Genomic DNA, 14,588 nt, shown 5'->3' with positions numbered 1-14,588 from the left:
CGCTCCTTACGGGTCAGATCGGGGCAGGAGCCTCGGTCAGCATTTTGTTTATCACTTCTACAATCTCATCTTCTCGCTCATGCAGGAAAAAATGTCCGCCATTAAACAGCATGAGCTCGCTCCCTCGCATCGCATACTGCTCCCATTCACTGAGCGAACCTTCGACGCAGATGTCATCCTTGCCACTCAAGATGGTGAGCCGGAGCGGCAGCGGCGACCGCATCCGATGCTCGTATTCGCCGACAAGCTTGAAGTCGGCTCTTAGAATTGGCATAAACATATTCAGAAGCTCCTGATGCTGAAACAGCTCGTCGGGCATGCCGCCGAACTTCTTTAGTTCATCGAGAAATTCGCCATCCGGAAGCATATGGATCCGGCGAGCCTTCTCCTGTTCACAATGCGGCGCCCCTCTGCCGGAGAGGAAGACTGCCGAAGGCAGCGGGAATCCTTCCTCGTTAAGCGCATGCAGCAGCTCATATCCAAGCAGACTGCCCATGCTGTGGCCGAATAAAGCATATGAATCTGAGGTAAGAGCCGTCTCCCTCACCACCGGTAGCAAATCCTGCAGGGCTTCTGCCACGTTCGCATAATACGGCTCACCCATGCGGCTTCCTCTGCCCGCCAATTCGGCAGGCACCAGACGAACGGCAGAATCCAGCTTGTTCGACCAGCGCTTGTACACTTGCGCGGAGCCTCCTGCATATGGCAGACAAATCAAAGATATCGTCATAACACCCGCCTCCCGAGTAACATGTTGGTGTAAGTTGTCTTTACGCGCCAGCGACAAGAGTGGTCCAGAACGCTTTTTCCTTTGCGAACAAATTGTCAGCTAGCGCCAGCTCTCTTCCGCGTTCGAAGTCACCTGTTACAAAACGGTCTTTCAGTAGATCCCAACCTTCCCGTACTGCCCCCAGCTGACCGGACAGAGAATCATACAGCGCTTCGCCTATCAGCCCCTTCTCTTGCATGGAGCGAAGCAGCGACGTATTGGCAATATGCCGATTACAGATGATATTGACTCCCACTAGGCCATAGGTTAAATGTGCTTGCTTCTTCTCCGGATCGGAATCTACATTCCACATGCCTTCTACTGAGAACTCCCCAAGCTCTCTCGTCAGCCGCTCCGCATTTTCAACCACTTCACCGAGCTTGAGTTCGTAGGGCTCAATCTTTTCCTGCAGGTTATATACATAGTAAGCTGGCCCCAAATAGTCCGGATTCACATTGTATTCCGAGTTACCATACGCCTTGAGCAGCCTTTCCTCCGGCACCTCATGCTCTTCGTAGCCCGCAAGTGTGTCGTCAATGACATAAAAGACGCCGCGCTCTATGTCATATCCATTAAAGAGCGAATAATGATACCAGTGGAATTTTTTCCATGCCATGCTGCCTGGCAGCCAGTCATACAGATCGACATTTACGCTTAAGTTGCGTCCGCCCGCAAGCATTCCCCTGATTTCCTCTAGCACCGTCTCCTTGCCGCGGAAATGACCGGGTTCGATTAAACGGATCACCCGCGACAGCGGGAATCTTGCAGGGTCGTCCAAATAATACAGCGTATCAATTGTCGGATAACGGAAGTCCTTGTCCGTTGCGGCCTCCCAAGGAAAGTAACGGTAAATGTTCAGATACGCGGCATCCTTATAGCTTGGTTCCACAGATACCGCAATTGAAAATGCCTGGTTCAGCATGCAGTTCATCCAAAATTCGTTAAATGGTTTCCTTTCCATCGACAGCTTCATTATTAGCCGCCTCCTTAAGCTCGGAATGTTGGTTCAAGCAAGCTTGCTTGGCTCAAGCACAGCACTGATTTTTTTCTTAGCTCCATCTTCGACTAAGGCGTATATGATCGCCGTATAATCATCCGCCAGCCCCCGGGCAGTCTCTTCATGGAAAAGACTTGTCGCATATTCCAGCCCTAAGCGAATCTTGCCCTCCCGCTCCATCGCTTCGAGCGTTAAATCGAATTTGCTGACACCGGGTTCGAACTCCTTCGGATCAAATTCAATGCCACCCGAACGGTAAGCGACGCGATCGATATTTTGCAAAATAAACATCGTATCGAATAACGGATTGCGGCTGCGGTCTTGTTCAATTGCCAGCTTTTGTACCAAATCTTCAAACGGATAATTCTGATGCTCCAGTGCCCGCAGCACATCCTCATGCAGCTCGGACAAATAATCACCCACGGTCCGGTACGATTCCGGGAAGCTGCGAATAGCGACCGTATTGACAAACATTCCGATCAGCCCTTCCAGCTGCGCATGATTACGGCCAGCAACCGGCGTGCCGATAATGATATCTTCTTCACCGCTCCATTTGCTCAGGAGCATCGAATAAGCACCGAGCAGCACCGTATACAGCGTTGTACCACGCTCGCGCGCAAACGCCTTGATCTTGAGTGTCAGCTCTTCATCCAGGTGGAAGTTGATTAAACCGCCCTTGAAGTCTTGCAATTCCGGTCTCGGCAAGTCCGTCTTGAGCGTAAGTGTCGGAAGTTCTCCTTCGAACGCTTCCAGCCAGTAGCGCTCATGCTCCATATAGGTTTCGCTGCCGATCTGGTCCTCTTGCCATACTGTGTAATCGCGATACTGGATACTCAGCTCCGGCAGGTCGCCACCGCCGTACAATGTGGTTAGTTCCTGCAGTAGGACACTAACGGAGACGCCGTCGGTAATAATATGATGAAGATCCAGCAGAAGTAGATGGCGTTCCTCGCCAAGCGGAATCAATCCGGCACGGAATAGCGGCAGGCTGCTTAGATCAAAAGGACGGATAAATCGCTCCATCAACCCGCTGATGCCGCTGAATAATTCTTCGTCTCCGCCTGCAGAGAGCAGCTTGCCCGCCGCCATTCTCAGCCTGGCGCCCTGCTCCAGCGTAAATACCGGCTCCGCATGTACGCGCTGGCGGAACTCATCATCTTCGTGATGGAACGTCGTTCTGAGTGATTCATGGCGGCGTATCATCTCAAGGATAGCTTCCTCCAGCCGCTCTACATCGAGCTTACCTTGCATATGCACGGCGAACGGTACATGGTACATCGTTGCCTCGCCCGAGATCAACCCCATCATATATTGGCGGCGCTGTGCCCTAGACATCGGGTAAAACTCGCGCTCCGGCTGTTTTGGAATGCTCGTGACCGCCATAGTTCCACAAGTGTCCAGATGGGCAGCCAAACCTTCAAGTGTGGGATTCATAAAAATATCGCGCAGCGGCATTTGGATGCCAAAACGTTCTGCAATGCGGCTAACCATGCCCGCCGCCTTTAGGGAATGCCCGCCAAGCTCGAAAAAGCTGTCCTTGGCGCTAATTGAATCCGTTCCGAGCAGCTCTTTCCAAATCTCCGCCAGCTTGCGCTCTGTATCCGTTGATAGCGGAACAAGCTCGCGAATGCCCGCATCGGCCAGTTCCGGCTTCGGCAGCGCTCTTCTGTCGATTTTTCCCGTTGGCGTTAGCGGAATCGCATCCAAAATGACCATGAAAGCTGGAACCATATAAGAAGGCAGCTTGTCCCCAAGATATGCGCGCAGCTGTAGGGTCAACTGGTAGGATGGTGCGGCGCCGTCCTGCTCTGCATTATTTGCCGCAGCTTCCTGCATAACGACATACGCGCAAAGCGCATATTCTTCATCCTCTTCCTGAAATGCGGTGACGACCGTTTCCTTCACCCTCTCATGCCGAAGCAGCAGCTGCTCAATTTCTCCAATCTCAATTCTGTGGCCTCTGATTTTCACCTGGAAATCACGGCGGCCCGCATAGGCAAATTCCCCATTTTCAAGCCTACGCCCTAGGTCTCCTGTGCGATACATCCGTTCTCCCGGTGCATACGGATTCGGGACATAAGCGACATCCCATTCAGGATGGCTGAGATACCCACGCCCGACGCCCGGCCCGCCGATGCATATTTCGCCCGTCACGCCTGTCGGCTGCAGCTTCAATCCTTCGTCAAGCACCATCATGACGGAACCTTCGATCGGTGTGCCGATCGAAATGTCCTCGCCTTCGGTCACTTCCCGGATGGATGTCCACACCGTCGTCTCCGTCGGACCGTACAAATTAAACAATCTGGCTCCTGTAGCAGAGCGCAGCCTGCCGAGTACATCGCCCGTCAACGGTTCTGCCCCGATCATCAGTACCTGCAGCTTTTGTAAGCCCTCCGTTTCACCTTGCTGATTCATCCACCATTTAAAGCGCGATGGCGTAATTTGCAGTACATCGACGCTGTGCGTATCAATCAGGCCTTGTAGCAGGACAGCGTCGCTCCGTTCCTCTTCGCTAGCGAGTACAATCCGCATGCCCAGTGTGAGTGGAAGCAGATTTTCAACGACAAAAATATCAAAGGATACCGATGCCATCGCCAGGATGCTCTGGCCTTTCACAAACGGAATCCGGTTTCGGAAGCCGCTGATAAAATGCGCCAGGCCGCGATGCTCGATCATGACCCCTTTGGGACGCCCGGTCGAGCCTGACGTATACAGCACATACGCCAAATGGTCCGGCTTATGGCCAGTTTCCGGATTGCCTCTGTCCGCCGCATACATCTCCGGATCGTCCAAATACCACTCGGCAACGGCTCGCGTAACGACTCCTGCAAATGCTTTTTCTGTCAGAAGAAGTGCTTCGCCGCAATCTTCAAGCATCCAGTCGATTCTCTCTTTCGGATAAGCGGGATCAATAGCGACATATGCGCCTCCGGCTTTCAGAATACCCAAAATGGCAACAAGCAGAAGTGGGCTGCGGGACGCCATCAACGCGACAATACTTTCAGGCCCCACACCCTTCGCCCGCAAGGAATGGGCAAGCCGATTCGCACGTTCGTTCAGCTCAGCGTACGTTACCGTCTCTGTTCCGAATTGAATCGCCGGCGCATCCGGCGTACGTGCCGCCTGGCGCTCCACTTCCTGGACGAATCCTGTCCATTCCGCCGTTGCTTGCACGGAAGCAGCCGCTGCGTCTCCTTGCCGCTCTGTTATGCCTTGTTCAATTCGGATTTCCATCCTGTCATTGCTCCCCTCTCTGTTCGCGGCTTGTACCGGCTTGCTTCCTCCGGTCAACAGAGCCAGCAATTGCTCCCGCTCACTTTCACCCATCAGCTCAAGCTCACCGATCGTGCGATCCTGTGATCTGCACATCTCCCTTACAAGTACGGTATAGCTCTCCGCCATGCGGCGAGCGGTTTCCTCTTTAAATAAATCCGTTGCGTATTCCAGTTGAAGCTCGATTACCTCTTCCCGTTCCACCGCTTCCAAAGTCAGGTCGAACTTGCTTGTTCCTGTCTCGAACGGTATTTCGTCAAAGACTACACCGTCAGCTTCCATCACCGCACGGTCCATATTTTGCAAGATAAACATGACGTCAAACAACGGATTGCGGCTTCTATCCATATCTGCCTGCAGTCCCTCGACCAGCTCCTCGAAAGGGTATGTCTGGCGCGAAAGTGCATCTACAACGTGGTTATGGAGTTCCGCCATATAGGTTTGTAGCGTCTTATCTCTTTCCGGCCTTGTCCTCAGTGCCAACGTATTGACGAACATGCCGATCATGCCGTGTGTATCGGCATGATCCCTGCCGGCGGCGGGGGTACCCACAATCACTTCGGATTGTCCGCTGTATTTGGCCAGCATGGCGGCAAAAGCGCCCAGCAGCACCGTATACAGCGTTGTCTTCGCTTCCCGCGCGAGTTTTCGTACCGCAGCTGTTGTCAGCGCGTCGAGCCGGAATGAGTGGCGCCGACCCTTATAGCTCGGCAGAGATGGCCGCTGCCGATCTGTAGGCAGCTCCAGCACAGGAAGCTTGCCTCCGAAAATATCCATCCAGTACCGTTCATGCTCAGCATAACCAGCATTTGTAAACCCGGCTTCCTGCCACACCGCATAATCGCTGTATTGTATGCGCAGCTCCGGCAGTAATTGTCCGGCATACAGCTGTGACAGTTCATTCACCAGTAGACTGGAGGATACGCCGTCCGTAATAATGTGATGAACATCCAGCAGCAACAGATGATTATTCTCATTCAGCCGCAGCAGCCCTGCCCGCAGTAATGGCAGCTTGTCCAGATGAAAAGGGCGCTGGAAGACTTCCATCAGTCTCGTTACTGCGGTAGCGTTCAGCGTTGCTTCCGGCACCACTTCATCCCCTGCCAACACTGCAGGGTCCAGTACGTCCAGCTTGAACGAATACGGAGGATGAATCATTTGCCTGAATTCTTCTTTTGTCATATGGAAGGTTGTACGTAAGCTTTCGTGGCGGTCTATCAGTGCCATAAATGCATTTTCCAGCCGTGCCACATCGAGCTTGCCCTGTAAGCGAAGCGCGAACGGAACATGATACATGGTGGCATCTCCGGCTAGCATTTGCATCATATACTGGCGGCGCTGGGCGCGCGACATGGGATACCACTCACGGCGCTCTGCCTTCGGGATCGGCGCGGATGTCGTAACGTCTTCTCGCTCCTTCAGCCAGACGGCCAGTTCCGCAATGGATGTCAGCTCAAATATCACACTGAGTGGAACCAGGACGCCCGTCGTCTGCTGCAGCTTTCCCGCTAGCACGGCGGCCTTCAAAGAGTGGCCGCCAAGCTCGAAAAAGTCGTCGTGAATGCCGATTGGCCCGGCCGAATCGCCCAACACTTCCTCCCAAATGGCTGCAACGCGTTCTTCCATCCCGTCTCGAGGCAGCTCCGGCTGTCCTCCCTTCCGAAGTCCGAGTTCCGGCTCCGGCAAGGCACGCCGGTCCACTTTCCCGTTCGGCGTCAGAGGTAATGCGTCAATTCCTGTGATATATGCGGGAATCATTGCCTCCGGCAGCTTGTCTTTCAGCTTCTTTCGCCATTCCCGCGAAGAGAGTTTGCCCGATGCAACCACGTACGCACACAGCTCCTTGTCTCCGCTTGCCTGCTCACGGACGACCACAGCCGCATCCTCCACGTCTGCAAGGGAAAGCAATTGCGAGCGAACCTCATTCATTTCAATCCGTACGCCTCTGATTTTCACCTGTTGGTCGACCCGCTCAACGTATATCGCGTTGCCGTCAGGCAGCCATTTTGCGATATCGCCAGTACGATACATGAAGCGGCCCTCGTGGTACGGATGAGGCAAGAAGCGCTCGGCTGTCATATCCGTCTTATTCACATAACCATCGGCAAGTCCGCTGCCGGCAATATACAACTCTCCGACTGCACTTATAGGAGCTAGCTGCCCGCCATAGCCGAATATATAAATTTCGACATTGTGCATCGGCCCGCCAATTGGTACATAGCCACCGCGATAAGCACCCGGCTTGTAAACGTACATATTGGAGCAAATCGTCGCCTCCGTCGGGCCGTAGCCGTTCATAATCCGGATATCAGGATTAAGCTTCGTATACAGCTCCAGCGTTTCGTCTTGAATCGGCTCTACTCCAACAAGCATTTTGTCTAGCGTAATTTCGGAAGCCGATTGATCCAGCAACCACGCCACCTCTTTTAACAAAGACGGCGGCAAATAAGCGAATGTAATTCGCTCTTCCGCTATTACTTCGGCAATTCGCCGCGGATCAAGCAATTTGGGTTCCGGGTAAAGCACCGTGCAAGCTCCGAACATAAGCGGCATAAACAACTCCGCTACGCTGACATCAAACGAAATATTGGTCAGACTGAGACATCGGTCTCCCTCACCGTATTGTCCTTCGAAAAACATCCTGAGTGAATGTCCGAAATTGTAGAAACTGCGGTGTGGTACGATGACACCCTTCGGCTGACCCGTAGAACCGGATGTATAGATGACATACATCGGATCGGATGAATCCTGCGGCAAAGGGACAAAGTCATCGTCCCCATCGGAGAACAGCGTCTCATCCGCAATATCCAGCACCTGTAAGGAGGCAGGCAAGAAGTCCACGGTTCTAGAACGTGCACCGTCCGTTAATACCAAATCCGCGCCGCTGTCCTGCAGCATATAGCGGACTCGTTCCTCGGGATAATGCGGATCTACAGGCATATAAGCGCCTCCGGCTTTCATAACGGCGAGCATAGCAGTCAGCATAGGGATGGAGCGTTCTGCCATGATCCCAACGACGCTTCCGCGTCCAACACCTTTGAAGCGCAAAGTTCGAGCTAGCGCATCGGTACGGCGATCCAGCTCTAGGTAGGTCATGGATTCACCGAGGCAAGATACGGCCAGCAGATCAGGAACGGCTGCCGCCTGTTCCTTGAAGCAATCGTGCAGACAGCGTGGAGTCGGAAAGTCCGCTTCGCGCCTTCCCAGTGCCAACAGTTGCAGACGCTCCTCCTCCGTCAGCATCTCCGTTTCGCCGAGCTTTGTGCCGGGATGGAGCGTCACGCTGCGCAGCAGCTGCACATAATGCCGCATGAACCGCTCGACTGTCACCCGGTGAAACAAATCGGTATTATATTCCACGACAAGCCGCAGTTCCGCACCAATCTCCACCGCCTGAATCATCAAATCGTATTTGGCTGTGCCATGCTCAAAGCGTTGGTGGCGATATGACAAGCCCGCTGATGAAGCGTTTGGAATACCCAGGTTTTGCATGATGAACATCGTGTCAAACAGCGGACTCCGGCTGGCGTCTCTTCTGTCGATCCACTGTGCGATCTCCTCGAATGGATAATCGGCGTGAGCGTAAGCCCCAGTCGTCATCTCTTTGACTTCGGACAAAAAGGTTCTAAACGGCTTGTCCGCGCACGGATATGCTCGCAGCGCCAGCGTGCCTGTGAACATGCCTGCGATTGCTTCCAGCTCGCGTCTGTTCCGTCCCGCAATCGGCGTGCCGACGGCAATGTCCTCCGCCCCTGTATAGTGGGCGAGGAAAGTGTAATATGCCGACAGCAGCACATTAAACGGAGTCGTGTCCGACTCAGCTGCTAAGCTGCGCACTTCCGCCATCAAATCGGCCTCGACGTACACATCGAACGTTTCGCCGCAACTGCTTTTGGCGGGCGGACGCGGGGCATCGGTCGGGAGCGAAAGCATCGGCCAGTCTCCCCGGCATTGCTCGCGCCAAAATCGTTCATCGTCTCTGGAGAGCGGCCTGCCCTCCTGCCATACTGCATAATCCTTGTATTGCAGCGGTAGCGGCAGCAACGAACCACCTTGATATAAAGTCATCAGGTCGGATAGAAGAATGCCCGCAGACATGCCATCAGATGCAATATGATGCATATCAAGAAACAGAACATGGCGCTCCGGCCCTATCGTGAGCAAAGCAGCGCGGAGCAGCGGGGCCGTATCGAGCAGGAACGGCCGGAACAAGCTTTGCAGTACACCATCCACTTCTGTCTCATCGACTTCCAAGCGAATCAGGCGGAATGGAATGGCATCGTGAATGCGCTGCCTGATCTCTCCGTCGATGACGTGAAAGGTGGTGCGAAGTGTCTCGTGACGCTCCACGATGGCTTGCAAGACAGCTTCCAGTCGGTCTGCATCAATAGCCCCGTCCAGATGCAGCAATTCGGGCAAATTGTAACTGCGATCATCCGGCATCGCCTGCTGCTGCAAATACATGCGTTTTTGCGGCGATGATACCGGATAATGATCTTGCAGGGCCACCTTTGGAATCGGCTCCAGCTTTACACCGGACAAAGTGCTTGAAGCTCCAGAACCGTCATTATCGCTGGTCGCCGCTCGACAATCAGCACTGCCAACCATTTTCCTGTTAAGAGTACCTGCTACAGCTTGTCCTTCACGTCCGTCGTCCTGCGCTTGTCCGCCGTTCGCCATGTGCTCGCTGTTCCCGACATCAGTTCCTTGTTCTTCGTGCTGGGAGTTCGTTCTTTGCGCTGTCGCCGCGCTGCTCTCCCTGACCAGCCGCTCGATCAGCGCTGTAAACGAAGGCAATTCCGCATGGCTCAGCAAATCGGCCACCTGAATGCGAACCTCCGCGAGCTCGCTGATCCGGTTTACAATTTTGAGCGCAATAATGGAATCCCCGCCTAGCTCATAAAACCCTGCATCCGCAGGCAATTGATCATAACCGAGCAGTTCCCCCCAGACATCTGCAACACGCTGCTCCCATTCCAGGCCGGAACGCTCCCCTGTTAAGGCAACGCTTTGGCGATGGCGCTGACTCTTCATCCCGCCGCCTCGCTCCAGCTCGGCTTGCCATCTGGCGAAGGTCTCGTTCATTTCTTGCTGGAGTTCATCTGGGATATCGCCACCGAGCGAATATCCGCTCCAGACTGCAAATGGCGTATGAAGCTCCGATCCAGCACTGGCCTCTTCCACCCAACAATGGAGAGAATCGAACGGATAGGTAGGAAGCGACAGTCGCTTTCTGCGCTGTCCGAGGTAGATCGTCTTCCAGTCAATTTTGTCCCCGTCCACGTAACGCTGGCCGAGCTCCAGCGCTTCCATATCCCGTTCGTTAGAAACGGGATATTGGTGAATCTTCCCGGATGCAGCTGAATCGGCCGTCCCAAAGAGGACGTTCGGCAGCATAAGCCCGGTAAATCCGCTTGCAGCTACGGCTTGCAATGTCTGAGCTAGCTCTTCCCAGCTGCTTACAGCAATCGCCAAGCGATACCGATAGGCTCCCCGGCCCACGGCCAAGGTGTAGCAAAGGTCGGCCAGATTGCAGCTCACATCATCTCGATGCTGCAGAGTCCAGTCCCGTATCAGCTGGACGAGTTGTTCCAGTGCCGTCATGCTATGCGCGGACAAACAGAACAGTTCCACCCTATCCGAATGATCCGAAGGTACCCGGGCTGGAGCCTCCTCCAGCACAACATGACAATTGGTTCCACTCATGCCGAACGCGCTTACTCCACATCTTCTTATTTCGCCGTCCGTCTCCCATGGTGTCAATTCATCGTTGACATAAACAGGCGAATCCACAAACGAAATATTGCGGTTCGGTGAGCGGTAATGTAACGTTGGCGGAAGCTGCTTGTGGACAAGTGACAGGATCGCCTTGAGCATCCCGGCAATGCCAGCGGCATGGTCGAGATGACCGATATTTGTTTTCAACGAACTGATAGCGCAAAATTGTCGTTTATCGGTATATCTTCTGAAGGCGCGCGTCAATCCGTCGATTTCGATCGGATCGCCCAGCGAGGTCCCCGTTCCGTGTGCCTCCATATATGTCACCGTTTCAGGATCAATGTCCGCATCTTGCCAGGCTCGCGCAATGACGTCTTCCTGCGCAAGGGCGTTCGGAGCGGTAATGCCAACCGAACTGCCATCCTGATTCATCGCGCTGCCTTTGATGACGGCATAAATGGAGTCACCGTCTTCATATGCTCGGGAAAGCGGCTTCAAGAGCAGTGCAATTACACCATCGCCGATGCCCGTGCCGTCTGCCGAGTCATCGAACGTTCTGGCCCGATTATCGCTTGACTCGATGCCAAGACGTATGCCGGTATCCAGCGGCAGCACATTAATTTTGACGCTGCCGGCAATCGCCGTCTCGCATTCGCCGCTGCGGATCGATTGGCATGCCAGATGGACTGCAATCAGCGAAGAAGAACAAGCAGTATCCACGCTGATCGCCGGTCCACGCAAATTAAGCAAATACGATATTCGGCTCGGTATCATGGAGCTCAGATTGCCGGGCGCTGCCATGGACAAGGCGTCCGGGTCCAGCGCTTCGATGATTCGCTTGTAATCATGCAGCGCGTCGCCGTTATAACCAATAAAGACGCCAGTGCGCGAACCGTGCAGTGCATCTCCACCATAACCCGCATTTTCAAGCGTCCCCCAGGCCGTCTGCAGGAACAGACGCTGCGCCGGACTCATCAGCGATGCTTCCTTGGGCGAGAGACGGAAAAAAGAATAGTCAAAGCTTGAAATATCCTCGATATACGCCCCATCATAAAAGGAAACAGAACCGTATTGCGCCTCCATGCGGCGTAAGTACGGCTTTAATTCATCTTTGCGCGAATTCGGAAAACCGCCTACCAGGTCCTTGCCGCTTCGCAGAAGCTCCCAGAAGGCATCATGTGATGCCGCGCGCGGCAGCTTGGCGGATATTCCGACAATCGCAATATCTTTGAGGGAAACATTGGAGATGGTGCCCCCGCTCGGGCGCTTCCGCTCAGATGTGTCTTTTTTGGTATCCAGCAAATCCAGTTGAAACATGGCGTCTTTCCCTCCTAGTTAGAAATGAAATTGCTGACGTCCTGTTCTTTTGCCGCTTTACCGCTGCCACGAAGCAGAAGCAAAACATGCGCCGCGATGCCGAGTCCGCTGATCAGAGCTAATAATCCAAGCATTCCGGACTGCCAATCGTCTGCCCATCGCAGCACGATAAACAAAGTGCCTGTGCTACACACATGAGCTGCAAGTGAGCCCCAAAGCGAATGTGAGCCTGCGCGGATGAATCCATATACAATTGCGCCCAGCGCTGCAAATGCACCAACCGTTACATTCATAAAAATCACGCCGAACAATACGGCCTGGAGCAGAACTGTCCACAGAACCGAAAGACGTTGGCTCAGCGTATGGAACAGCATTCCTCTGAACAGCCATTCCTCAAGCAGAGACCCCAGCAGCAGGCTGCCGAGCACAAATATGATCAGGCTGCCGCCTGCAACAAAAGCCACCAGATCCGAGATGGCCGGAAAGGTCACTTTTACCCACGGAAGTCGAGTAAAAACGGCGATAAACAAGCCCAGCCAGATGCCCGTCCCTGCGGACAGCAGCAGCGATCTGCGATGCGCAGGAACAAATCCCAAATCCTTTAGCGAGATTTTTTGCCAGCGAAGCAGCAGGAGATAGATCGTAAGCACGATAATATTGGATACAATCATCACAATGCCGGAATTGTCTCTGATCCAGTCTTTCAGCCCCGGATCGCTGACCCAATTGTAGAGGACTTGATTGACAAGCATCACAATTGCTGCATAAATGACCAAATATAAGACGGTATTTCCAGCTATCCGCAATTCTTTCACGTTGGCGTCACCGCCTCAGAATACGGAGGAACGGTGATCGAAGATCGATGCTTGACAGCAAGGAATATGCCAACAGCAATCATGGCAGCTGCCACAGCCATCACGATAGACATGACGGTTATGTCCCTCGTCTCCGGACCGTAATGCCATAGTAGGTACTGGCTGCCCTGACAGGCGATTTGCGCGGCAATCGGCGCCCAGATGGATTTAAACCAGACATACAAGAGTGCAAAAATAACCGCGCCAAGAAATCCGTACAATGATAGTGGAATATCTCCGAGAAAGAACAACGCCCCATACAACACGCCCTGAATCACAATTGCTATCCAAACCGGAAGCACCCGTCTGAACTCATTCATCAGAATGCCTCTGAACAACGTCTCTTTGTAAATATTTCCGAGAATCAGAAAGACCAGAAATACATACCATTCTGCACGGTTCAAGTAATCAAACAATTCAACGAACTTGTACTTGTCCGATGCAATGACAGGAAGCCGGGAGAATGCGACCGTAAACAGGCCGGCTCCAAGCCCGATCCATAAAGCTATTGCTACCGATTTGCCGTCCATTACACGAAACTTAGCCGCCTTGAACAGATTTTCCTTAAATAGAAATCTCCAGGCCAGCAGCATGAGCGGCAAACCCACGATATCGTTCAAAATAATGACGGTTACCGTGTTTTGCTCAAACCACGCGCTTCTGGGATAAACATAATTAAAAAATAATTTCTGCGCGGCAAGAAACCATGCAAAATACAGGCCGATAATAACAGCCACGCGAGCCAGCATCATTTCCCACGTTTTCATACGGTCAGCCCCCCTTTTGTGCTGTCGGACTGAGCGTCAGTCGTCAGTCCTTGACCTGCGCGAGCACCAATACCGCCATTGCCCGAGGTCCGCCAGACATAGACGGAGCCTCCAATCAACGCAGCCAGACAGAGCGCTGTAATGATATACAGCAAAACGTCGTTCAGCTTGCCAAACCATTCGTAGAACCCGATGTATTTAAACAGAAAGATGGTCCCCATCGCCGTATTCTGTACCAGGATTGGTGCCCAAAGCGACCCGGTGCGCAAATACAGCGTCCCGTAAATCAGGCCCGAACCAATGCTGATGACCGAAAGAGCCACACTTGGCTGGAAGTAGGCGTAGGCTGCGGCTTGCAGCACCAAGGCCACATATACAGGCATAACCCTGCGAAGCTCTCTGAAAATAAGGCCTCTGAACAATATTTCTTCAAATGCCGGACCGATCAAGCCTGCGCCTAGAATGACATACCAGATCGAATCTCCCCTAATCAGATCATCCACCAGCGCGGGAATGGACGGAAATTGCCGCGCGATATCGTCAATGACGATAAGGCCGATGCTGAACAAGCTTCCGGCAAGACCCAGGCCAATCATCAATAAGACACGCGAGGCGCGTAGCCGTTTGAAGCCCGACGCGCGAAACAGATTTTTCTCCGCATGGGGCCAGATCCATCCTTTGATTAGAAAGATGAGCATGTATATAAGTGTAATCAGTGTGAAGAGTACGGCCATAAACATGGCCGGGTTGCGATCCAGAAATTTGGCAAAGGACAGCGTCACCTCGTAATTGTAAGTAGAGCGAAGGAGATAGAGCAGCGCATAAAATACACCGAGATAAAGCGCAATATTCCCTAACATGGTCAACACTTTTTTCACAGGAAAGCTCCTTTC

General features: G+C 53.2%; 6 protein-coding genes. All 6 read right to left on the bottom strand.

Features of this window, described 5'->3' with window-relative positions; genetic code table 11:
• Positions 1–13: 13 nt before the first annotated feature.
• The 6 genes from ABEQ74_RS11355 to ABEQ74_RS11330 are packed head-to-tail and all read right to left on the bottom strand — an operon-like array spanning position 14 to position 14,573.
• Positions 14–730: a thioesterase II family protein gene (locus tag ABEQ74_RS11355; protein ID WP_430122293.1), complete on the bottom strand. Its 717-nt coding sequence runs from the start codon at positions 728–730 to the stop codon at positions 14–16.
• A gap of 40 nt (positions 731–770) precedes the next feature.
• Positions 771–1,742, bottom strand: coding sequence for a hypothetical protein (locus tag ABEQ74_RS11350; protein ID WP_430122292.1), 972 nt, complete (start codon positions 1,740–1,742; stop codon positions 771–773).
• A 33-nt stretch (positions 1,743–1,775) separates the two neighbouring features.
• Positions 1,776–12,074: an amino acid adenylation domain-containing protein gene (locus tag ABEQ74_RS11345; protein ID WP_430122291.1), complete on the bottom strand. Its 10,299-nt coding sequence runs from the start codon at positions 12,072–12,074 to the stop codon at positions 1,776–1,778.
• A gap of 14 nt (positions 12,075–12,088) precedes the next feature.
• A complete protein-coding gene (locus ABEQ74_RS11340) occupies positions 12,089–12,889 on the bottom strand; it encodes a CPBP family intramembrane glutamic endopeptidase (protein WP_430122290.1) in 801 nt (266 codons plus the stop codon).
• Positions 12,886–13,695 carry a CPBP family intramembrane glutamic endopeptidase gene (locus tag ABEQ74_RS11335; protein WP_430122289.1) on the bottom strand — a complete coding sequence of 270 codons (810 nt, stop codon included), beginning with the start codon at positions 13,693–13,695 and terminating at the stop codon, positions 12,886–12,888. The genes ABEQ74_RS11340 and ABEQ74_RS11335 overlap by 4 nt, the downstream gene beginning before the upstream one ends.
• On the bottom strand, positions 13,692–14,573 hold the full coding sequence (locus ABEQ74_RS11330; protein WP_430122288.1) for a CPBP family intramembrane glutamic endopeptidase: 882 nt from the start codon (positions 14,571–14,573) through the stop codon (positions 13,692–13,694). Before ABEQ74_RS11330 ends, ABEQ74_RS11335 begins: the two co-directional genes overlap by 4 nt.
• Between the last annotated feature and the right edge of the window lie 15 nt (positions 14,574–14,588).

It is taken from the genome of Paenibacillus solani (assembly GCF_050475945.1).
Taxonomy (GTDB): domain Bacteria; phylum Bacillota; class Bacilli; order Paenibacillales; family Paenibacillaceae; genus Paenibacillus_AQ; species Paenibacillus_AQ solani_A.
Note: the sequence above shows the minus strand (reverse complement) of the source record. Positions and strands in the feature narration are given on the sequence as shown.